Here is a 21,197-nt window from a genome sequence, read left to right on the forward strand (position 1 = left end):
TTTTGCTAAATTACTACTTTTTTGTATCAAAATACAAAAAAGTCATTTTTATTCTTGTTTTTATTTAAAGTTATACCCTTAGTATTCAGTGAAATGATTATTTATTTACGTTTTTTAAATGTTTTTTGTTTTTTTAAAAAAAATAACATTATATTTGTGATATTAAAAAACAGTTGCTATTATGCAACATATTAATTATTTATTATGAGTAGAGGTACCGTAAAATTCTTTAATGAGTCAAAAGGATTTGGATTTATTACAGAAGAAGGATCAAACAAAGAACACTTTGTGCACGTTTCAGGATTAATCGATGAAATTCGTGAAAACGATGAGGTTGAATTTGAATTACAAGAAGGAAGAAAAGGATTAAACGCTGTTGACGTAAGAGTATTATAATATACATTATTTATTATCAGAGTAAACTTTTTAAATAAAGCCTATCAACTTATTGATAGGCTTTATTGTTTTATTATTGTATAATTACTCACAGAAACATGAAATTTTATATTTATTATCCTTCTAAAATTGTATTATAAAAACACTTACTTTAGTGTTAAACTATTCTGCTGATGGATTTGTATTTCTGTAATAAAAGTAATTGATTATAGATTGATAGTTTGACCGATGAAATTAGATACTATATTAAAAGCTTTAAAGATTTATTTTTCTTATTTCTTTGAACCATTTAGTAGGTGTTGTATAAATAATATCCTTTGTTACATTTCATATACCTTTTTAACATCAGGGTAGTTTTAAAGTAAAGTTACGGGTCTTTGTTATTGTTTTTATTTCACTTTCTGTAGGGGCTGTAAAGCAAGTAATGATTTCTAACTAAGAGTTTTTTGAATCTATCTACACTACTAAAAGTTTTAGTTGAATATATTTTGTTGTTATTTTTAACCCCTTGTTTTTTATGGACTTATCAATATTGTTTTATATGTGTAGTCTTAAAGTATTCAAAGCGAATTTCTGTACATAAAATCTATTGATAACTTGAGTTTTTTTAGTAATCAGTTTCATTTAATTACCTATATTTAAAGTGATTTGTTTCAGTTTATTTCATTGTGAGTTAGGGATTTTAAGAAATTCATTTCTTGCTCAATAATATCTCTATTAAAACAGTAAGAGATAATTAGATAAAGCTTATTCTTACACGGTTTTATGTCTTAAGTGATATCAAAATGAGTAACTATTAGTTATGGAAACATAACTTTTGATAAATCTATGTAGGAATAAATGTCTTTTTTTGCTAAAACCTAAAACTTATCTCAATTCAACCACAATTTTTGATATTGTTACTCAATTTATTCTGTAATAAATTAAGTAACATTATTGATTTTATAATTTTATGCTTATTAGTTATGTTATAGGTAATATAGTTTCGTTTTTTAAGTGAATTAATAAAAATATACTACAGTATGAGGGTTGTAGAGTGCTATTTTAAATGTCCTTTAATTATTAATACAATTTTTAAATGAAATATAATAATGTTATTATTTTGTTTTTTTAGTAGAAAATATTTAATTATAATAAAATCAATTATTTAGGTGTTTATTAATAATTTGGCATTACATTTGCAATTCAATTAACGTTGCTGTCAATTAAGTAGGCAACATATATTTTTTATATTATGAGTAGAGGTACCGTAAAATTCTTCAACGAGTCAAAAGGATTTGGATTTATTACAGAAGAAGGATCAAACAAAGAACATTTTGTTCATGTTTCAGGATTAATCGATGAAATTCGTGAAAACGATGAGGTTGAATTCGAATTACAGGATGGAAAAAAAGGATTAAATGCTGTTGACGTAAGAGTATTATAATATATATTATTACTAGAGTAAACTTTTTTAAGAAGCCTATCAGTTCACTGATGGGTTTTTTTTATATAATTTTATATGAAAAATGGAACTTGTCGAGGGCATGTTAAAATTGGTTCGCGTGTTGACATTCTACAAAAAAAACATCGAAAATTAGGTGTGCTAACTTTCGGTGTTGTGGAACGGTTATTAACAAACTATATAAATTACCCTAACCGAATAAATGTATAAACTAACTTCAGGTATAGTTGGTAGGGTTAAAGCTATAATAGAAAAAGAAGTTTTAAACGTAATGGTTATTAAATATTACCTAATAAAACGTTTTATAACTCTTAATTTATGAGTGTGTTTATGAGTATCTACATTGTAAATACCACTATGATCTATCTTATCAATACGAACTTTTCCGTGCGCATGAATAATACTGTAATCGTTCATAATAATACCAACATGTGTAATTTTACCATCTTCATTGTCAAAAAAAGCTAAATCACCAGGCTCACTTTCTTCAATAAAACTTAATACTTCGCCTTGTGTAGCTTGCTCTTTAGCATCTCGTAATAAATTATAACCACATAGTTTATAAACTGTTTGGGTAAAACCAGAGCAGTCGATACCAAAAGGAGACTTCCCTCCCCATAAATAGGGTACATTCAAAAAAAGAAAAGCTGTTTTAATAATAGCTGATTTATCTAACTTTTTATTACATATTTTACCATCATAAATGTATGATGTGGTATTTATATGAGTTTTTTTGTTTTTATAAAAAGGGAGTCTTGCGCCTATTGGAATAGTGGTTAAATTATGATTATTATCCGTAATAAAGTCAATTAATTCACCAGCATAGCTCTTGTTTTCTTCAGTTAAAGAATTGTACACCTCTTTAGTTATTTCTTCATACTGTTTATTATCTATATATCCTTCATAATTATCAAAAGCTAATTGAATTTTACTCCAGTTCTTAGTTTTTTCTAAAACTTTAAAGTGTTCACCAAAAACAACTTGACTAACCATTTCAGAAGTGTCAGTTGCTTCTAGTCGAAGAGGAATGATACTTAAGTTACATATACCAAAAAATATTAAGGTTGGCGTTGAATAATTTGAGGATGTTAAAGACATTTTGATAATTAATTAGATATTAAATTTTTTCAATTACCATTGCACTAGCACCTCCACCACCATTACAAATAGCAGCAGCTCCAATTTTAGCATTATTTTGCTTTAGTATTGATGTTAAGGCAATTACAATTCTTGCTCCAGAAACACCTAAAGGATGGCCTAATGAAACGGCACCTCCATTTATATTTACCTTATCAGCTGATAAACCTAAAATTTTCATATTAGCTAAACTAACTACTGAAAAAGCCTCGTTTAATTCAAAATAATCAACATCGTTAATCGTAATACCAGCTTTGTTTAATGCTTTTGGTAAAGCTTTTGAAGGTGCTGTTGTGAACCATTTTGAGTCATGAGCAGCATCAGCATATCCTTTTATTTTAGCAAGAGGTGTTAAGTTTAATTCACTAGCTTTTTCTGCAGACATTAAAATTAAGGCAGCACCACCATCGTTTATTGTTGATGCGTTAGCAGCTGTTACCGTTCCTCCTTTAGTAAATGCAGTACGTAAAGTAGGTATTTTTTCTATTTTTATGTTTTTATATTCTTCATCTTCCGAAAAAATAATAGCATTACCACGTCGTTGAGGTATTGTTACAGGTACAATTTCATCATTAAATTTACCTTCTTTCCAAGCGTTATTAGACCGTTTGTATGATTCGATAGCGTAATCATCTTGATCTTGTCTAGATAAATTATAAGCAGTAGCACATGTATCAGCAAAAACACCCATAGCTACTTGTTCATAGGCATCGACTAAGCCATCTTTTTGCAAACCATCTTCCATATTAATAGGTCCAAACCTAGTTGCTGTTCTTGCATGTTGGTAATGAGGAATCATACTCATGTTTTCCATACCTCCAGCTACAACAATGTCAGCATTACCTAAAGCAATTGTTTGAGCTGCTAACATTATAGCTTTCATACCAGAAGAGCACACTTTGTTTATAGTAGTACAAGGTACTGTATTAGGAATACCTGCAAAAATAGCAGCTTGTCTTGCAGGGGCTTGCCCAATACCTGCAGAAACTACATTACCCATGAAAACTTCATCAATCATTTCGGGCTGTAAGTTTATTTTATTTAAAGCGCCTTTAATAGCTACTGCTCCTAATTTTGGAGCGGGTGTAGTTGATAAAGTTCCTAAAAAACTACCTATTGGCGTTCTTGCCACTGATACAATAACTACTTCTTTCATACTTATGGGTGTATTGTGTTATATATTTCTATTGCGAAAATAACCATTTTATAACAAGTACTCAAATAATAGAGAAAGGTTATATTTACAATCTTAAATATAAAAAATGAACGATTTTATTAATAAACTTTATAAAAATAATGCAATAATATATAAGGTGTTATTATTTTTAATAGCAGTAGTAGCAATAGTTTATTTGTTTCCTAAACGAGGACAGTTTAAATATGATTTTCCTCAAGGGAAACCTTGGCAGTATGATAATTTATATGCTCCATTTGATTTTGCTATTCAAAAAACAACTACAGAAATTACTGAAGAAACTAATGAAATAAGATCAAATGTTAAAAAGTATTTTGTATATAACGAAGAGGTGCAAAAGCTTGTTTTAAATACTTATCAAAATAAAATAACGATTTTAGATTCATTATCAGCAAAAGATAAGGCAATTCTAAAAGAAACAGGAGAGTATATTATTAAAAAAATATACAAATATGGTTTTTTAGATGATGCAAGTACTACTAGAGCCAATGGAGAAGAATTTATAGTGTTAAGAAAAGGAAATGCTATAGAAGATATTCCTTTTTCGAAATTAGTACAATCAAAAGATATATTAAAATTTATTTTAGCGAACACAAATAAACTTAATATTCAAAAACAGGATATACTTTTAAATAAATTATCAGAATCTTTAGAGCCTAATGTAATTTTTGATACCAAATATAGTAATAAAGAATTAACTGAAACATTACAAAATATATCCTATGCTAAAGGAAAAGTATCAAAAGGAGAATTAATTATATTAAAAGGAGACATTGTAAAAGGTAAAAAATTTAATGTGTTAAAATCTTACGAAAAAGCATCAAGCTCACAAATTTTAACAAAATCTAATTATAATTGGATTGTTTTTGGATATACTATTTTAGTTGCCTTAGCTCTATTAATGCTATTGTTATTTCTTAATAAATATCGCTTAGAAATTTTTAATGATAATAATAAAGTAACCTTTATTTTTTTTAATGTTTTCTTTATGATTTTTATACAAACACTTGTTGTTAAGTATAATTCAGAATATTTATATATTGTTCCTTTAAGTATTTTACCAATTATATTAAAAACCTTTTTTGATGCCAGATTAGGTTTTTTTACACACGTACTTACTGTGTTATTATTAGGTTTTATAGTACCTAATAGTTTTGAGTTTATTTATTTACATATAATTGCAGGTATTGTAACTATATTAACAGTTTCAGAGCTTTATAAAAGAGCAAGTTTATTTATTTCAGTAGGGCAGATCACTTTAATTTACATGATAACCTATTTTGCATTTTCTATTTTAAAAGAAGGGAGTATTGATAAAGTAAATTGGTTGTATTTTGGATTATTTGCAACAAATGGATTATTATCATTTTTAGTGGTATTCTTTATTTATTTTTATGAAAAATTATTCGGATTAGTTTCAGACGTTACTTTGTTAGAGTTGTCAAATACTAATTCAAAACTATTGAGAGACTTGAATGAAAAAGCCCCAGGAACTTTTCAGCACTCGATGCAAGTTGCAAACTTAGCAGAAGCAGCTGCTAATGAAATAGGAGCCAACTCTATGTTGGTTAGGACAGGTGCTTTGTACCATGATATTGGAAAAATGGCAACCCCAATGTATTTTACAGAAAATCAATCAACAGGGGTAAACCCACATAATGATTTATTACCACAAGAAAGTGCTAAAATAATTTTAGAACATGTTATTAAAGGAATTGAAATAGCAAAGAAAAATAAATTACCAGATAGAATTATTGATTTTATTAGAACTCATCACGGAACAAGTGTTACATATTATTTTTATAAAAAAGAATTGGAAGAAAATCCAGATGAGGAGGTAGATATTAAAAAATTTCAATATCAGGGACCTATACCTTTTTCAAAAGAAACAGCAATTTTAATGATGTGTGATGCGGCAGAAGCAGCGTCAAAAAGTTTGAAAAATCCAACAGCACAATCTATTGATATTTTAATAGATAAAATTATCGATAAGCAAAAAAACGATAATCAGTATATCAATTCCAATATAACCTTTAGAGAGATAGAAAAAATAAAAAAAATTATTAAAAGTAAATTAATGAGTATCTATTACTTACGAGTTGAGTACCCTGATTAGTGTGTTTTTTTTAAAAAAAAACTTGTGAGATCTTTAAATTAGATATATATTTGCACTCGCAATTTAATACTGTTGTATTTAACAGTTTTTTAATTCAAAGGAGAGGTGCCAGAGTGGTAATGGAGCAGATTGCTAATCTGTCGACGGGTGACTGTCGCCAGGGTTCGAGTCCCTGTCTCTCCGCAATTAAATTGCACTCGGGGTGTAGCGTAGCCCGGTCATCGCGCCTCGTTTGGGACGAGGAGGTCGCAGGTTCGAATCCTGCCACCCCGACACTGTTTTCGTAGAAACATAAAAACTACGGGCTCTTAGCTCAGCTGGATAGAGCACCTCCCTTCTAAGGAGGCGGTCGGAGGTTCGAATCCTCCAGGGCTCACTTAAAGCTTCACTAGAAATAGTGAGGCTTTTTTGTATTGTTATGTTTCATAAGGCTTGTAGTTTCTTTTATCATATCTCTTCATATAAGACCTTGACTAGAATTTTGGTTAGGCAAATATTTTAGTCAATCTAAACTACTAGAAGAGCTTTATATTTCTATAATTAAAGTAATTGAGTATAGATATATAATTTAAATTATTTAGTAGTCAACTTTATAAAATTACCTATATATAAAGTGATTTCTTAGACTTTATAGCGTTGTGAGTTAGGAATTTTAAGAAGTTTACCTATCACTTGTTTAGCATTCGTTTTTGTAATGATAGAAACGATACTATCTGTTTTACTTTTAGTTTTTTTGTTGGTAATAATAGTATGGAGTTATATTTTACTTATAAAGACTTGTGTTAAGTGTTTTAAATAAATAGTAGACAGTCATTTATGGAATTTTTATTTTCATTGTTTAAAATTACTTAAATAGTTTCTAAATTGTTTTTGCTACTTTTTTACCATCCAGACCATAAGAGCTAGCTGTAGTGCTACAGTTACTAGCTTTAATACTGCCTAGTGATTTATAAAAAAAAGTAAACTTAACGGTCATGGGAGTTCTCTGTGTTATTAAATTCCAATCTATTTGTATTACTTTTTGGATTATTCTATTAAGACATCTTCTTCGTTTTACATGAAGTAACACTGTTTTTCCTTTTAATGAAAAATCTTGAACAGTAACCTACCTCTCTATGAAAACCATGAGAAATAATTAGATGTTTTGAAAACTTTTTAAAGGCAGCTTTTTTATCTTCAAAATAAAGATAAAGTTTAGCCTTTAATTATTTATTATATTAAAATGTGTAACTATTAGCTCAGGAAGCAAAACTTTTTATAAATATATAGGAATTCAAACCTGTTTTTTTGTAAAAAATTAAACCCTATTTCAATTCACTGATAAATTCAGGGATTGACCCAAAGAAACCTTTAGAGTTGCTTTTAGCTCTATAAAATAGAAATGTATTACTGATAGTTTGTCTTAGGCTTTGTTGTATCAAAATAAGGATCTAGTACTTTATATAGTTATAACCAATAGATTTTCATAGGATATGGAAAAATTTAATTTTTCTTTATTCTATAATTTTTTATTTTGGTGTATTAAGAACACTTATAAAGTATTATTTTTTTGCTTAATAGATTGTAAACAAAAAGATACTACCAATACTTTTTTGAGCTTTATTAGTCAAAAAAATAATGATATTTTTTATTATAAATTTCTGACATAAATGGTACCTATAGGAAGTGTAAAAGTGAATGTGTTGTAACAGAAACAAATTTAAAGCTAGTGATAATTTGTAACGATAATAAAAGATGTTCGTCTTAAATTTCAGTTTATTTAGAAAAAATTAATATAATAATAAAACAATACTTGTTTTTGATTTAAGTATAAGTCAATTTATATCAAAAAAAAAGCTATTTGAGAGAAGTAATGTGTTTTTATTATATTTTGATAGCTAAGTGTGTTTTTTTATTTAAAGTGTTTTGTGGTATGTTAATGCCTTTTTTTTATTTTATTTAAAATAAGGTGAAAAAACTCCATTATACTGGAGTTTTTTATAAATAACGAATTTAAGTTTTTCGATGCCAATAGGTCGTTCTTCCAAAAAGAGCAAAACCAATATAACCACGTATTTTCAACTTATTACTAGATTCAAGCTCAATATAACATTTATATTCTTTACCATTTTTAGGGTCTAAAATAGTACCGCCACTCCATTCAGAATTATTTTTTTTTAAACCAGTTAAAATTTCCATCCCTAAAATTGGTGCATTTTTGCGTTTACCATTACATTTATCGCACAAAGCTTTTTGTCTCTCTTTATCCGTGATTTCAATAATTTTAGCAAAAGCTTTTCCGTTTTTTTTATAAATTTCAATTACAGAATCTACTTTATTAGTTTCTTCATCTCTATTTTCCCATTTACCAAAAATAGATTGAGCATTAATTGATATTGTTACTATAAGTAATAAGCTACTTAAAAATAATTTTTTCATGTTTTCATGTTTTTATAAAATAGTTATTCAAAAATTACTCCAATAATAAATGTTAATCATATTGGGCATCAAAGTTTTCAGACCATTTTCCTTGCACTTTTAATGTTTGCTCTAAAATATCTCGAGCACAACCTTCACCGCCATTTTTATCAGAGATATATTTTGATAATTGTTGGATTTCTCTAGCAGCATCATTAGGGCAACAAGGCATTCCAACTAATTTCATTACGGGATAATCAGGAATGTCATCACCCATATATAACACATTTTTAGGGTTTAAATTGTATTTACTAATTAATTCGTTAAATTGTTTAATTTTATCATGAGCACCCAAATAAATATCTGTAATACCTAATTTAGATAAACGTATGCGTACACCTTCATTGGTTCCGCCAGAAATAATACACACTCTAAACCCTGCGTTGACAGCTGCTTTTAAGGCGTATCCGTCTTTAATATTCATTTGACGCACTAATTCACCATTAGGAAAAATAGTTACAATTCCGTTTGTTAAAACACCGTCTACATCAAAAATAAAAGTATTTATACGAGGTAATATTTCTTTATAACTCTTTTTCATTTTTTTGAATTGATTTTGTAATAATTTGATAAATTTTTTGTTGTTCTTTATTTAATAAATCTAAATGATTTAAAATTGTTTTTTCATCGTTTCTTTTAGCAGGGCCAGTTTGTGCTTTTTCAGGACTTAGCACAGTAATTTTTTTAGCAGTTTCTTTAATTAAAGGATGTAAAATTTCAAAAGGAATTTGATTTTTTTTACAAATATCTTTACCAATCTTATATAAATGATTAGTAAAGTTATTTACAAAAACAGCTGCTACATGTAATGTTTTTCGTTGTTCAGAATTAATGGTATATATTTTTTTTCCAATTGTTTCAGCAAGTGTTTTCAACAGTTTTAAATCTTGCTTGTTTTCAGCCTCTAAACAAAACGGAATTTTATTAAAATTAACTTTTCTGTTTTTTGAAAAACTTTGTAAAAGATAAAAAACTCCTTTTCCACCATTATTTTTTAAGGAGTTTAAAGGGGTGCTACCTGATGTATGTACAACTAAACTATTTTTTTTATCAATATGTAATGAAACTTCACTAATAGCATTATCAGTAACTGCAATAATATAAACGTCGGCAGCTACAAGTAATCTTAAATTATTTGTGATAGCAGTTTGATTTTTAAAATGTTCAATTTGTGTTAGCTTTCGGGCATACATTTGAATTAAATTAACTTCTTTTACTTTAAAAAAAGCCTCTGCTAAATGTGTTGCTACATTTCCACCACCAATAATTACAACTCTAATCATAGCTACGAAGATATTGAATTTATATTATAGTGATTAAAGCATTTAAAAAAAAATGACACTTTAAAAAACAATTATTTTATAGTGGTTTTTTGTAAATTAGCTTTATAAAATAGAGAAATATGAAACTAGATATATTAGCCTTTGGGGCACATCCTGATGATGTAGAGTTGGGGTGTGGTGCTACCATAGCAAAAGAAATTTCGTTAGGAAAAAAAGTAGGAATTGTAGATTTAACAAGAGGAGAGTTAGGTACTCGTGGTTCTGCTGAGTTGCGGTACAAAGAAGCTACTAATGCTGCTACTATACTAGGGGTGTTAGTACGTGAAAATTTAGGCTTTGCGGATGGTTTTTTTATTAATAATAAACAGCATCAATTAGCTATTATACAAATGCTTCGTAAATATCAGCCTGAAACAGTATTATGTAATGCTATTGATGATAGGCATATAGATCATAAAAAAGGAAGTGATTTGGTGTTTAATGCTTGTTTTTTAAGTGGGTTAAAAAAAATTGAAACAAGTTTAGATGGAAAAAAACAAGATAAATGGCGACCAAAACAAGTCTATCATTATATTCAATGGAAAAATATTGAACCAGATTTTGTGGTTGATGTAACTGGTTTTATGAGTATAAAGGAAAAATCAGTTTTGGCGTATTCTTCTCAGTTTTTTGACCCTAATAGTAGTGAGCCTGAAACGCCAATAACAAGTAAAAACTTTATAGATAGTATAAATTATAGGGCAAAAGATTTAGGAAGGTTGATAGGGGTTGAATATGCAGAGGGCTTTACGTCAGAGCGTTATGTTGCTGTTGAAAATTTAAGTAAATTAATTTAAAAAAAAGTTTGGCGAAACAGATAAACTGTTGTATATTTGCACTCGAAATTAAATGGTGGTTGTAGCTCAGTTGGTTAGAGTATCGGTTTGTGGTACCGAGGGTCGCGGGTTCGAATCCCGTCTTCCACCCAAAAATAAAATCCTTCTTTTAAAGAAGGATTTTTTTGTGCATAAAATTTAAACTAAATAAAAATAAGAGGTAAAGGTTGTGTTGTTTCTTATTTTTCTATTATATTTTTTTGATCTGAAATTTAAATAAGCTCTATTTTTTTCTGATTTTAAGCCATTCTTCATATTTATTTTTGTGTTTAAAACGTTTGTGTGACCATAGGTAAAAAGCTGGTTGTGTTTTAATATTTCTTTCTGTTATTTTTAAAAACTTATCAGTAAGTTGATAATTTTCAAAATCATTAGGAGTATCTGAAATTAATTCAAATGTTGTTTCAAAATAACCTCTTTTTATTTTTTTAGTATTCATGTTTATTACTACTAAATTATATTTTTTAGCTAAAATTTCAGGGCCTGTATGTACAGGTATGTTTTCATTTAAAAAATTAGTCCAATATCTTGCTCTCGCTAACTGAGGGGATTGGTCGCTTAATAAAATATATAAGCTTTGTATTCCTTTAGCTTGTCGTTCATTTATTTTTTTATTAAATAATCTAGTAGGTACACCATCAAAACCATATTTACGTCTAGATTTTTTTATAACATTCTCAAAATAAGCGTTTTGTAGTTTTGTGTATGCGCCGTAACAATTAATGTTAATGTGTGGGGGTAACGCAAAAACCCACTCCCAATTCGCTTGGTGTGCTCCTGTTAAAACAATACTTCGACCTTCTTTTGCGTATTTATTTATTAAATCTGTGTTTAAGTATTTGTAGCGTTTATCTATTTCTTTTTTACTGATAGAGAAAGATTTAATACTTTCAAAAATTAAGTCAACAAAGTGGCTAGAAAACTTTTTAGTTAATTGTTTTATTTCAGTTTCATTCTTAGTAGGAAAAGCTGTTTTTAAATTTGAAGTAACTATTTTTTTTCTGTAACCTATAATGTAGTATAATATAAAGAAGAAGAAATTAGAAAAAAGATACAATACTTTCATTGGTAGTTTAGAAATTAACCAAATAAAAGGGTAGGTAAGTGTAAAAGTTAATAGATTCATATTTTAATTTTAAAAATGCAAATATCGCATTAAAATATGAATCATTTACTTTATTAAGTTTTGATTATGTTTGTACTTATAAATAGATAATATGAATAAAGTTATTTTACTACTAATAATAGCAAACGTGTTAGTTTCTTATAAAGGTTTTAAAGATGTTGTTTTTTTTGATCGATATAAATTTCAGATAAAGAAAATAATTAATGGAGAAAAATTACGTATGTTAACTTCTGGTTTTTTACATGCTGATTGGATGCATTTAGGGTTTAATATGTATGCATTTTATTTATTTGGAAAAGTAGTGTTAGTTAATTTTGGAACAACTTATTTTTTATTTATTTACATAGGGAGTTTATTAGCAGGTAGTGTGTATACATTATATCAACATAAGAAAGATTATTATTATAGTGCGGTTGGTGCTTCAGGAGCTGTTTCTGGAATTGTATTTTCGGCAATTATATTGTATCCTAATATGACGTTGATCATGTTTCCAATACCACTTCCTTTGCCAGGTTATGTTTTTGGAGTTGGGTATTTATTATATTCTATTTATGGAATGAAAAATCAGGTAGGTAATATCGGGCATTCCGCACATTTAGGAGGTGCCATTGGGGGTTATGTACTTACTATATTATTAAAGCCTAGCGTTATTGAAAATAATACAATAATGATAGGAGTTATTGGAGTAATCATCGTAAGTTTATTTTTATTTAGTGGTAAATTGAAAATAAAACAATAGTATTATAAAAACAATTAAAGTAATTTTTTGAAGCTATTTCTCGATTTCCGCACTCACTATTTTTTTTTAAGAAAAACAAAAAATAATTCTATAAATTGATGTAATTAGTGTTAGAGTAGGATGTTATTTTTTAAAAACTCTTAAAAATACAAATGTATTTTAAAATAACGTATGTATTGTTTAAAAAATGAATATAAAAAAAATCCGAAACATAAGTTTCGGATTTTTGAGCGAAAGACCAGGTTCGAACTGGCGACATTCAGCTTGGAAGGCTGACGCTCTACCAACTGAGCTACTTTCGCATTGGTAAAGATTTTTTATTGTAATTGCTACAATAATTTAATTTGAGCGAAAGACCAGGTTCGAACTGGCGACATTCAGCTTGGAAGGCTGACGCTCTACCAACTGAGCTACTTTCGCATTGGTAAAGATTTTTTATTGTAATTGCTACAATAATTTAATTTGAGCGAAAGACCAGGTTCGAACTGGCGACATTCAGCTTGGAAGGCTGACGCTCTACCAACTGAGCTACTTTCGCATTGGTAAAGATTATACTGTTGTTGTGTACAGTGCTTAATTAAAATAATAGGTTATTTGTGTTAAGCGGTTGCAAATATATAATAGTTTTTAATAATGTCAATGTTTTTTTGTGAAAAATTAATAGAAATTTTTGTCTTCTCTCATAACTTTCAGAAAATGAAAGCCATAGATTTCAAAACCTTCATTGTAATAAAATTTATGTGATTTTCTGTTTCCAGTGTACGTGTTTAATTCCATGGCCTCACAACCTTTTTCTTTAGTGTATTTGTATAGCCAATTAAAAAACTTAGTGCCTAGTTTATTACCTCTGTATTTTTCATTTATAATTACATGGTCTGGCTCTACACTTTTACCTATATAATGGCGTGTACTGTACCATAACCCACAAATGCCGATTAAACTATTAGCATCAAAAACACCAATACACTCATAGGTATTATAGTTAGCCATTTCTAGCACTCTTTTTTTTAGTATATCACGAGGTGTTGTGGTATTGGTTTTTTGAAGTAAAGGAAGAATTGATAATATTTCTTCTTTTTGTATTAATTTGAAATTTATATTCATGAAAAATAATTATAAAGTGTAAAGTAACTAAGAAAATACATAAACTGGTAGTGTTTTGATAAAATAAACTTATTTTTTATGTTTAGTAAGTAAATAAATACCTTTTTTTGCATTATTATTAGGTGTTTTGTTTTTTTTAATGAAAATAATTCAAAATTAATTGATTTTTTTAATTGAAAAGTGAAAAACATTTATATATAGTATTTACTCGTTTTTATTTTTTATGTAAAAAACTAATATAGTTTGATTATGAGCTTTTTTATTACATTTTATACCTGTTCAGTATAGTTGAAATATTTATGATATTATAAATAAGTAAATATTAAAATTCTAAGTATATTTTTAAACTAAAATCAGTATGGTTTTTAGTTTTGCACAATTTAAATTATTAAATATGATAGTCTATTTTCTAAAAAAAAGGAACTTTTTTTTATATTACTTCTAATTAGTTTACAAGATGATTATGCTCAGGCTACATTTACAGAAAATCCAATAGCAACCGCTTTAGCTTCAAAGCTACAATCTACAGGTATTGTTATAACAAATCCTGTAATAAGAAATGGAGCAGGTACTCAGATGGCTGTATTTTCTGATGGTATTGCTGGTGCTGGTCTTGAAATAGATAGCGGTATTGCTTTAACAACTTCAACAGTAACAAATGCTTTTTCTACAAATAATTTATTACAGAGTGGTGATAAGCCAGCTAATGGTGTAAGAGTATTTGATATGGATCTTAGACGTATTAATCCTACAGCTATTGATGATGTTGTTATTTTTGAATTTGATTTTGAAAGATTAGCAAATTATAAAGGGGTTTTAGTAGAATATCAATTTGGGTCTGATGAGTATCCTAATTATGTAGGTTCTACTTATAATGATGTATTTGGTTTTTTTGTTTCTGATCCAACAGGGGCAGATCCAAATGTACCAGATGGTGATTTAAATGGTGATAATATGTATGATATGACAGAGCAACCTGCTTTAAATTTAGCAATTGTTCCTGGAACTAATAATGCGGTAGCTATAAATAATATAAATGGAGGCTTTAGAGGTTCTGCAGGAAGTAATTTAGCAAATGTTACCTTTTTAGATCAGAGTAATTTGTATATTAATAATGGACATACGCCTGATAATGATACAGATCCTAATAACCAAGGTCCTCAGAATACAAATCCTGGACCTTTTCCTGTACATGTTGAATTTAATGGAATTACAAAAAAATTAAAAACAGATATAGATTTAGAAATAGGTGTTGTTTATCATATGAAAATTGCGATTGCTGATGTTGGTGACGCAACTTATGATTCAGGAGTTTTTCTTTCAGGGGTTCGAGGTGTTCCGGTAATTGAAACTCAGGATGATGTATGTAGTATCTCAGAACAAGGAGGAGTTGCATTACCTTCTGTTTTGGTAAATGATGTTGTCGCTGGAGTATTAAATCCTTCTTTAGTAAATGTTGATTTATTTCAAGTAAGTTCTACAGGAGCTGGAGTAACTTTGGATACTAGTACAGGAGCTATAAATGTAGCTAATGGAACAACACCAGGAGTGTATACTTTAGTTTATAATGCTTGTAGACCATCGCCTTCTAATTGTAAATCGTCTATTGTAACGGTTACAGTGTTGCCAGATAGTGATTTAGACGGAGTTATAGATTCTGTTGATTTAGATGATGATAATGATGGTATTTTAGATATTTATGAAGGAGTTTGTGAAATTACACCTACATCAGAACCAATAGGTGCTTGGGAAGTATCTTATTATGCTGGGCATTTTGGGGTGCAAAATGCTGTAAACCCTATAGATAGAGATTCTAAAGATGAAAATAATAATATAGGAATACCAACACTTTATGGTTACGGGTTTTATACCTCAAATGGAAAAACATATGAATTTAATGATCAGAATATAGATAATTCAGTTCCAGATAACCCAATAGAAAGTATAATTGCTAGTGGTGTTAATATGAAAGAAGTAATACCTTATACACCTAATACTAGCGGTGCGTGGACTATTATTTATAAACGTAAAATAGAGAATCATGGAAATATACAAATAGGAGAAGCTAATGGGTATTTTGATGATTTTGCAGAGTTGTTTATTGATGGGGTTTTAATAGATTCTATTGATGAATTTTCACCTAATTTACCTTCATCTCAAGTTATTAATTCAGCAGTTTCCCCTGGGCAGATTGTTGAAATTCGTTTAACAAATGGTGCTTCATTAGGAGGGTTTATATTTAAAATTGAAACCTTAGGAGAAACAACAGCGCCTGATTGTATTATTAGAGATACAGATAATGATACTATACCTGATTATTTAGATCTTGATTCAGATAATGATGGTTGTAATGATTCTACAGAGGCAGGAATTGATGTGGTAAATTTAACAGGAACAGTAGGAACTAATGGTATATATGATAACTTAGAAACTTTTCCTGATTCAGGTATTCTTATAAAATTAGCAGATATTAGTACATATCCTTATGATAGTAGTGTTCTGTCTCCTATCTGTTGTATTACACCAAATGATAGTTTAACTGTTAGTGATGATGTAATTTGTTCTACAGAAACAGGAGCAATAACCTTAACAAATGCTCAAGTAGGAATAGTATATCAATTACGTTTGGATAGTAATGATACTAATATAGGAGCTTCTCAAGTAGGAGCAGGAGCTGATTTAACTTTTAACGTAACTCCAAAATCTACTACAATTTATAATATATATGCAGTTGATGGAACTTGTAATGTAGAGTTAATAGATAAAGCAACGGTAACAGTTAATGCTTTACCATCAGCACCAGTTGTAGGAGTAGTAACACAACCAACGTGTACACTAGCTACAGGAAGTTTTCAAATTACAGGTTATAATTCAGGTGATACTTATGTATTTACTCCATCAGTAGTAAATATTTCATCAACAGGGTTAGTAACTGCTAATACAGGTAATTATACATTCACAGTAACAGATACAGACGGAACAGGATGTACATCGATAGCAAGTTCAAATATTATTGTAAATACACAACCAGTAACACCAAGTATTCCAGTAATAGGAACGGTAATACAACCAACATGTGGAGTATCAACAGGAAGTTTTCAGATTACAGGCTATCATTCATTTGATACTTATGTGTTTACCCCATCGATAGTAAGTATTTCATCAACAGGATTAGTAACCGCTAATACAGGTAACTATACTTTTACAGTAACAGGTCTAGCTGGAACAGGATGTGCATCTACAGTAAGTTCAAATATTGTTGTTAACACACAACCATTATGCATTACATTAGCTACAAATGATAATTTTATAGGTGATGAAGATTCTGGAGATATAACAGGTAATGTTATAACAGGGGATAATGAAAATGGAATTGATAGTGATACAGAGAATGATCCATTAACAGTAGCTGGTGCAACGGTAGATGTTGATGGTGATGGAATTCTAGAGGTATTAGCTTTAGATACACCAATATTATTTAATGGAGTTGGGGTAGTAACATTGAATACAAATGGAACCTTAGTTTTTACACCTGCGCTAAACTATAATGGAGTAGTACCAATAATTAACTATGTTGTAACGGATGGAATTAATATTGATGATGCCAATGTTTTAATTACAGTAAATTCGGTTATAGATCCAATCAAAGCAGTGGATGATGATTTTACAGATATAACTATTGATTATAGCTCTATAGCTGTAACAATAAATGATAAATTAAACGGAATGCCTGTTGTTTTAGGTGATGAATCAGGAGAGGTAACTTTAACTCCCGATTCAAATAATGAATCAGGATTTACTTTTAATCCAGACGGAACAATCACTATAGGTTTAAATATAATATCAGGAATATATGATTTAGCGTATACAATTTGTGAAAATGGAGAAACGCCAACTAATTGCTCAACGGCTAATGTTATTATTTTGGTTAATAATGATGCAAGTCCATGTGGTACCCCTTATAATATTGTAACCCCTGAAAATGATGGAGAGAACGATGTATTTTTTATCTCATGTATTGACCTTCCAAAATATGCTAATAATCATGTAGAGATATTTAATAGATGGGGAAATACAGTTTATAAGGCATCAGGTTATAATAATAAAGATGTGGCTTTTAGAGGTATATCTAATGGTAGAGCAACACTTAGTGTTGATGAAGAATTACCACCGGGAACTTATTATTATGTTATAGATTTAGGAGATGGATCAAAGGTAAAAGTAGGTTGGTTATATATTAATAGATAAAAAAAGAGACATGAAAATTAAATATTCAATACTATTAATTCTATTTGTAATCATCAGAATTAATGCACAACAAGATCCACAGTATACACAATATATGTATAATACGATGACCGTTAACCCTGCATATGCAGGGTCAAACGGACATACTATCATAAATTTGTTAGGACGAACACAATGGGTAGGTATAGATGGAGCACCAGATAGCCAAACATTAAGTTATGATACCCCATTGGGTTATAGTGGTGTTGGTTTAGGAATAAACTTAACAAATGATAGAATAGGACCTTCTAGTGAAATTTATTTAGATGTAAATGGATCATATACAATTCGTACGAGTGATAATGGTAATTTGTCATTTGGACTTAAGTTAGGAGGACGTCATTTGAATGTAGATTGGAATAAAGGATTTTATAAAGATAAAGGAGATGAGCGATTAGGAACCAATATTAATAAGTTTTTACCAACAATAGGTGCAGGACTTTATTATTATACTAATACTTGGTATTTAGGAGCAGCAATACCAAACTTTATAAGTACTGATCATTATGATGATTCTAAAGGTGGAGATGTTGCTAGAGAACGCATGCACTTATTTTTAATAGCAGGGTATGTTTTTAATTTAAGTGATAGCATAAAGTTTAAGCCAGCTGCTTTAGCTAAAGCAGTTAATGGGGCACCATTATCAATAGATGTCTCAGGTAATTTTTTATTTAATGATAAATTTACAGCAGGTTTAGCCTGGAGGTGGGATGATTCTATTAGTGCATTATTAGGTTTTCAAGCAAGTAAAAATTTATATCTAGGGTTTGCTTATGATTTAACAACATCTAATTACAGTAATTACAATTCGGGAACTTATGAAGTAATGCTTCGATATGAAATGTTTAAAGAGCAAGCAATGAAATCTCCAAGATTCTTTTAACAAAAAAAAAGATACATATGAAAAAAATTACATACATATTAATTCTATTACTAACAACTGTTAGTTTTGGTCAGCGAAAATATGCAGCTGACAGATATTATAAAGAGTTTGCTTATAAAAAAGCAGCAGAACTATATCAATCTATTCATGATAAAGGAGATAATTCTTACCTTGTTTTAAGTAGATTAGCAGATGCTTATTATTTTAATTTTGAATTTACTAAGGCAGCAGATAATTATGAGAAATTAATGAATTTTCATGAGCCAATAGCCTCATCAGATCATTTATTTAGGTATGCTCAATCATTAAAGAGTAATGGAAATGTTTTAGCATCAGATGAATGGCTGCTAAAGTTGAGTAATAAAAATGGTACAGATAGTCGAGTATTGGCTTTAGAGAATAATAAGAATTATTTTGTAGAGTATTCAAATAGAAAAAAAACATATATAAATGTTCATAATATTTCAAGTAATACAGAGTATTCTGATTTTGGAGGTTTTATTTATGATAATGACCTATATTTTGCCTCAACAACACCAAAAACATCAAAAGATAAAAAATTGTATAAGTGGAACAAACAACCCTTTTTAAACATTTATAAAGCGAAGCAAAAAAATATTGTGGCTAAAAAAATGCTAGATGTAGAAGAGTCTATTTTATTAGAGGGGTTAAGTTCAAAGTATCACGAATCCAATATAGTTATAACAAGAGATGGTAAAACGGCTTATTTTACAAGAGATAATTTTGATGGTAAGCGATTAAAAGGTGATGAAGACCAGGTTTCACATCTTAAAATTTATAGCGCAGAAAAAATAGGAGAATTATGGGGCAATATAAAAGAACTACCATTTAATAGTGATGATTTTTCTTGTGGTCACCCAGCTTTAAGTATAGATGAGAAAACAATGTATTTTGTATCAGATATGCCTAATGGGTTTGGAGCAACAGATATTTATGAAGTAACTATTTTAGATGATAATAAATTTAGTGAACCAGTAAATTTAGGGAAAACAATAAATACAGAAGGAAGAGAAATGTTTCCTTTTATAGGTGAAGATAATGAGATATACTTTTCGTCAGATGGGCATTTAGGGTTAGGAGCATTAGATGTTTTTGAATCTAAGTATGATTCGGGTAAATATTTATTACCTGTTAATTTAGGAAGTCCCGTAAATAGTTCTTTTGATGATTTTTCATTTGTAATTAATAAAGAACACAATTATGGTTTTTTCTCATCAAACAGAAAAGAAGGTGTTGGTGATGATGACATTTATAGTTTTACTATTTACAAATGTAAAGAAGATATAAAAGGAGTTGTTACTGATTCAAGAACAGGTGATCCAGTAGAGAATGCAACGGTACAATTAATGAATTATAAGGGGGAGACTATTTCGTCTTTAAAAACAGGTAGGTCAGGCTCTTATTTGTTTTCAAAACAAGATTGTGAGAAGAATTTTATAATTGTAGCATCAAAGGAGTCTTATCGAAATGCTAATAAGAACGCACAAACATTAGATGTTAATAAAGAGGTTATTGTAGCAGATCTTAGTTTAGAGTCGTTAATAGTTTCTGATCAGATTGTAATTAATCCAATTTATTTTGACTTTGATTTATCTAATATTCGAGAAGATGCCGAGTATGAATTAGAGCATATTGTAACAGTAATGAATGAGAATCTAGATTTAGTTATAAGAATAGAGTCTCATACAGATAGTAGAGGTTCAAATATTTATAATCGAAAATTATCAGATAGGCGAGCAAAATCTACTCGTGATTATATAATTTCTAGAGGAATAGCACCAGAAAGAATTACGAGTGCTTTAGGATTTGGTGAGGATAATTTATTAAACGACTGTAATGATGCTAATAGTAGTAAATGTACAGAGGATGAACATCAAAAAAATAGAAGATCTTATTTTTATATTGTTAAAGGTTCTGATAATATAAAAGTTAATAATTAGTTTTAAGCTTATCAAAAAATAACGAAGCATTGCTTCGTTATTTTTTGCGAGTTGTATTTTTAATATAGTTATGTAGTTTGTGATAGTATATTTTTAGTGACATTTTATTTTAAATAGTGTCTATATATTATAAATTGAATAATATTTACATTTTTAACAAATTTAAAAATAACTTCTATACATTATTACTTAAT

General features: G+C 28.8%; 16 protein-coding genes and 7 tRNA genes. 13 read left to right on the top strand and 10 right to left on the bottom strand.

Annotated features, from left to right (window positions below; translation table 11 throughout):
- Positions 1–204 precede the first annotated feature (204 nt).
- From ACN5J4_RS10375 to ACN5J4_RS10385, 3 genes are all read left to right on the top strand, one after another.
- Positions 205–396 (top strand): cold-shock protein, encoded by a 192-nt coding sequence (locus ACN5J4_RS10375; RefSeq protein WP_101916868.1) that lies wholly within the window; start codon positions 205–207, stop codon positions 394–396.
- A 1,234-nt stretch (positions 397–1,630) separates the two neighbouring features.
- A complete protein-coding gene (locus ACN5J4_RS10380; RefSeq protein ID WP_418649921.1) occupies positions 1,631–1,822 on the top strand; it encodes a cold-shock protein in 192 nt (63 codons plus the stop codon).
- Between the two features lie 75 nt (positions 1,823–1,897).
- Complete coding sequence (locus ACN5J4_RS10385) at positions 1,898–2,050, top strand: DUF2196 domain-containing protein (RefSeq protein ID WP_418649922.1); 153 nt, start codon at positions 1,898–1,900, stop codon at positions 2,048–2,050.
- Positions 2,051–2,125: 75 nt separating this feature from the next.
- Here the strand turns inward: ACN5J4_RS10385 and ACN5J4_RS10390 are convergent, their stop codons facing one another.
- Together ACN5J4_RS10390 and ACN5J4_RS10395 are read right to left on the bottom strand one after the other, a co-directional pair.
- Positions 2,126–2,938: an NlpC/P60 family protein gene (locus ACN5J4_RS10390; RefSeq protein ID WP_418649923.1), complete on the bottom strand. Its 813-nt coding sequence runs from the start codon at positions 2,936–2,938 to the stop codon at positions 2,126–2,128.
- 19 nt (positions 2,939–2,957) lie between these two features.
- On the bottom strand, positions 2,958–4,133 hold the full coding sequence (locus tag ACN5J4_RS10395) for an acetyl-CoA C-acyltransferase (protein WP_418649924.1): 1,176 nt from the start codon (positions 4,131–4,133) through the stop codon (positions 2,958–2,960).
- A 106-nt stretch (positions 4,134–4,239) separates the two neighbouring features.
- Between ACN5J4_RS10395 and ACN5J4_RS10400 the strand changes: the two genes are divergently transcribed.
- The 4 genes from ACN5J4_RS10400 (at position 4,240) to ACN5J4_RS10415 (ending at position 6,664) form a co-directional block, all read left to right on the top strand.
- Positions 4,240–6,288: an HD family phosphohydrolase gene (locus ACN5J4_RS10400; protein WP_418649925.1), complete on the top strand. Its 2,049-nt coding sequence runs from the start codon at positions 4,240–4,242 to the stop codon at positions 6,286–6,288.
- A gap of 99 nt (positions 6,289–6,387) precedes the next feature.
- Positions 6,388–6,471 (top strand) — tRNA-Ser (locus ACN5J4_RS10405).
- A gap of 15 nt (positions 6,472–6,486) precedes the next feature.
- A tRNA-Pro gene (locus ACN5J4_RS10410) sits at positions 6,487–6,561 on the top strand.
- Positions 6,562–6,590: 29 nt separating this feature from the next.
- Positions 6,591–6,664, top strand: a tRNA-Arg gene (locus ACN5J4_RS10415).
- Between the two features lie 1,616 nt (positions 6,665–8,280).
- On the opposite strand, the gene ACN5J4_RS10420 is transcribed toward ACN5J4_RS10415, so the two are convergent.
- The 3 genes from ACN5J4_RS10420 to ACN5J4_RS10430 are packed head-to-tail and all read right to left on the bottom strand — an operon-like array spanning position 8,281 to position 10,028.
- On the bottom strand, positions 8,281–8,706 hold the full coding sequence (locus ACN5J4_RS10420) for a DUF2147 domain-containing protein (RefSeq protein ID WP_418649926.1): 426 nt from the start codon (positions 8,704–8,706) through the stop codon (positions 8,281–8,283).
- A 52-nt stretch (positions 8,707–8,758) separates the two neighbouring features.
- Positions 8,759–9,286, bottom strand: coding sequence for a KdsC family phosphatase (locus tag ACN5J4_RS10425; RefSeq protein WP_418649927.1), 528 nt, complete (start codon positions 9,284–9,286; stop codon positions 8,759–8,761).
- Positions 9,270–10,028, bottom strand: a complete 759-nt coding sequence (locus ACN5J4_RS10430; RefSeq protein WP_418649928.1) for a Rossmann-like and DUF2520 domain-containing protein — start codon at positions 10,026–10,028, stop codon at positions 9,270–9,272. Before ACN5J4_RS10430 ends, ACN5J4_RS10425 begins: the two co-directional genes overlap by 17 nt.
- Before the next feature lie 119 nt (positions 10,029–10,147).
- On the opposite strand from ACN5J4_RS10430, the gene bshB1 reads away from it, so the two are divergent.
- Positions 10,148–10,864, top strand: a complete 717-nt coding sequence (gene bshB1 / locus ACN5J4_RS10435) for a bacillithiol biosynthesis deacetylase BshB1 (protein ID WP_418649929.1) — start codon at positions 10,148–10,150, stop codon at positions 10,862–10,864.
- A gap of 54 nt (positions 10,865–10,918) precedes the next feature.
- Positions 10,919–10,994: transfer RNA gene (locus tag ACN5J4_RS10440), tRNA-His, on the top strand.
- Between the two features lie 132 nt (positions 10,995–11,126).
- On the opposite strand, the gene ACN5J4_RS10445 is transcribed toward ACN5J4_RS10440, so the two are convergent.
- A complete protein-coding gene (locus tag ACN5J4_RS10445) occupies positions 11,127–12,029 on the bottom strand; it encodes a lysophospholipid acyltransferase family protein (protein ID WP_418649930.1) in 903 nt (300 codons plus the stop codon).
- 91 nt (positions 12,030–12,120) lie between these two features.
- On the opposite strand from ACN5J4_RS10445, the gene ACN5J4_RS10450 reads away from it, so the two are divergent.
- Positions 12,121–12,768, top strand: coding sequence for a rhomboid family intramembrane serine protease (locus ACN5J4_RS10450; RefSeq protein WP_418649931.1), 648 nt, complete (start codon positions 12,121–12,123; stop codon positions 12,766–12,768).
- Positions 12,769–12,997: 229 nt separating this feature from the next.
- Here ACN5J4_RS10450 and ACN5J4_RS10455 read toward each other — a convergent pair.
- From ACN5J4_RS10455 to ACN5J4_RS10470, 4 genes are all read right to left on the bottom strand, one after another.
- A tRNA-Gly gene (locus tag ACN5J4_RS10455) sits at positions 12,998–13,070 on the bottom strand.
- Positions 13,071–13,115: 45 nt separating this feature from the next.
- A tRNA-Gly gene (locus ACN5J4_RS10460) sits at positions 13,116–13,188 on the bottom strand.
- A gap of 45 nt (positions 13,189–13,233) precedes the next feature.
- Positions 13,234–13,306, bottom strand: a tRNA-Gly gene (locus ACN5J4_RS10465).
- A 119-nt stretch (positions 13,307–13,425) separates the two neighbouring features.
- A complete protein-coding gene (locus ACN5J4_RS10470) occupies positions 13,426–13,872 on the bottom strand; it encodes a GNAT family N-acetyltransferase (RefSeq protein WP_418649932.1) in 447 nt (148 codons plus the stop codon).
- 492 nt (positions 13,873–14,364) lie between these two features.
- On the opposite strand from ACN5J4_RS10470, the gene ACN5J4_RS10475 reads away from it, so the two are divergent.
- Genes ACN5J4_RS10475 through ACN5J4_RS10485 form a run of 3 tightly spaced genes read left to right on the top strand, consistent with a single transcriptional unit; the run spans position 14,365 to position 21,003 of the window.
- Complete coding sequence (locus ACN5J4_RS10475) at positions 14,365–18,120, top strand: choice-of-anchor L domain-containing protein (protein ID WP_418651167.1); 3,756 nt, start codon at positions 14,365–14,367, stop codon at positions 18,118–18,120.
- A gap of 10 nt (positions 18,121–18,130) precedes the next feature.
- Positions 18,131–19,042, top strand: coding sequence for a type IX secretion system membrane protein PorP/SprF (locus ACN5J4_RS10480; protein ID WP_418649933.1), 912 nt, complete (start codon positions 18,131–18,133; stop codon positions 19,040–19,042).
- Between the two features lie 17 nt (positions 19,043–19,059).
- Positions 19,060–21,003: an OmpA family protein gene (locus ACN5J4_RS10485; RefSeq protein ID WP_418649934.1), complete on the top strand. Its 1,944-nt coding sequence runs from the start codon at positions 19,060–19,062 to the stop codon at positions 21,001–21,003.
- Positions 21,004–21,197 lie beyond the last annotated feature (194 nt).

It is taken from the genome of Tenacibaculum aestuariivivum (assembly GCF_964507685.1).
Taxonomy (GTDB): domain Bacteria; phylum Bacteroidota; class Bacteroidia; order Flavobacteriales; family Flavobacteriaceae; genus Polaribacter; species Polaribacter aestuariivivum.

Coding starts and splice junctions, on each gene's coding strand:
- ACN5J4_RS10375 (WP_101916868.1), top strand. CDS start 205: ATGAGTAGAGGTACCGTAAAATTCTTTAATGAGTCAAAAGGATTTGGA.
- ACN5J4_RS10380 (WP_418649921.1), top strand. CDS start 1,631: ATGAGTAGAGGTACCGTAAAATTCTTCAACGAGTCAAAAGGATTTGGA.
- ACN5J4_RS10385 (WP_418649922.1), top strand. CDS start 1,898: ATGAAAAATGGAACTTGTCGAGGGCATGTTAAAATTGGTTCGCGTGTT.
- ACN5J4_RS10390 (WP_418649923.1), bottom strand. CDS start 2,938: ATGTCTTTAACATCCTCAAATTATTCAACGCCAACCTTAATATTTTTT.
- ACN5J4_RS10395 (WP_418649924.1), bottom strand. CDS start 4,133: ATGAAAGAAGTAGTTATTGTATCAGTGGCAAGAACGCCAATAGGTAGT.
- ACN5J4_RS10400 (WP_418649925.1), top strand. CDS start 4,240: ATGAACGATTTTATTAATAAACTTTATAAAAATAATGCAATAATATAT.
- ACN5J4_RS10420 (WP_418649926.1), bottom strand. CDS start 8,706: ATGAAAAAATTATTTTTAAGTAGCTTATTACTTATAGTAACAATATCA.
- ACN5J4_RS10425 (WP_418649927.1), bottom strand. CDS start 9,286: ATGAAAAAGAGTTATAAAGAAATATTACCTCGTATAAATACTTTTATT.
- ACN5J4_RS10430 (WP_418649928.1), bottom strand. CDS start 10,028: ATGATTAGAGTTGTAATTATTGGTGGTGGAAATGTAGCAACACATTTA.
- bshB1 (WP_418649929.1), top strand. CDS start 10,148: ATGAAACTAGATATATTAGCCTTTGGGGCACATCCTGATGATGTAGAG.
- ACN5J4_RS10445 (WP_418649930.1), bottom strand. CDS start 12,029: ATGAATCTATTAACTTTTACACTTACCTACCCTTTTATTTGGTTAATT.
- ACN5J4_RS10450 (WP_418649931.1), top strand. CDS start 12,121: ATGAATAAAGTTATTTTACTACTAATAATAGCAAACGTGTTAGTTTCT.
- ACN5J4_RS10470 (WP_418649932.1), bottom strand. CDS start 13,872: ATGAATATAAATTTCAAATTAATACAAAAAGAAGAAATATTATCAATT.
- ACN5J4_RS10480 (WP_418649933.1), top strand. CDS start 18,131: ATGAAAATTAAATATTCAATACTATTAATTCTATTTGTAATCATCAGA.
- ACN5J4_RS10485 (WP_418649934.1), top strand. CDS start 19,060: ATGAAAAAAATTACATACATATTAATTCTATTACTAACAACTGTTAGT.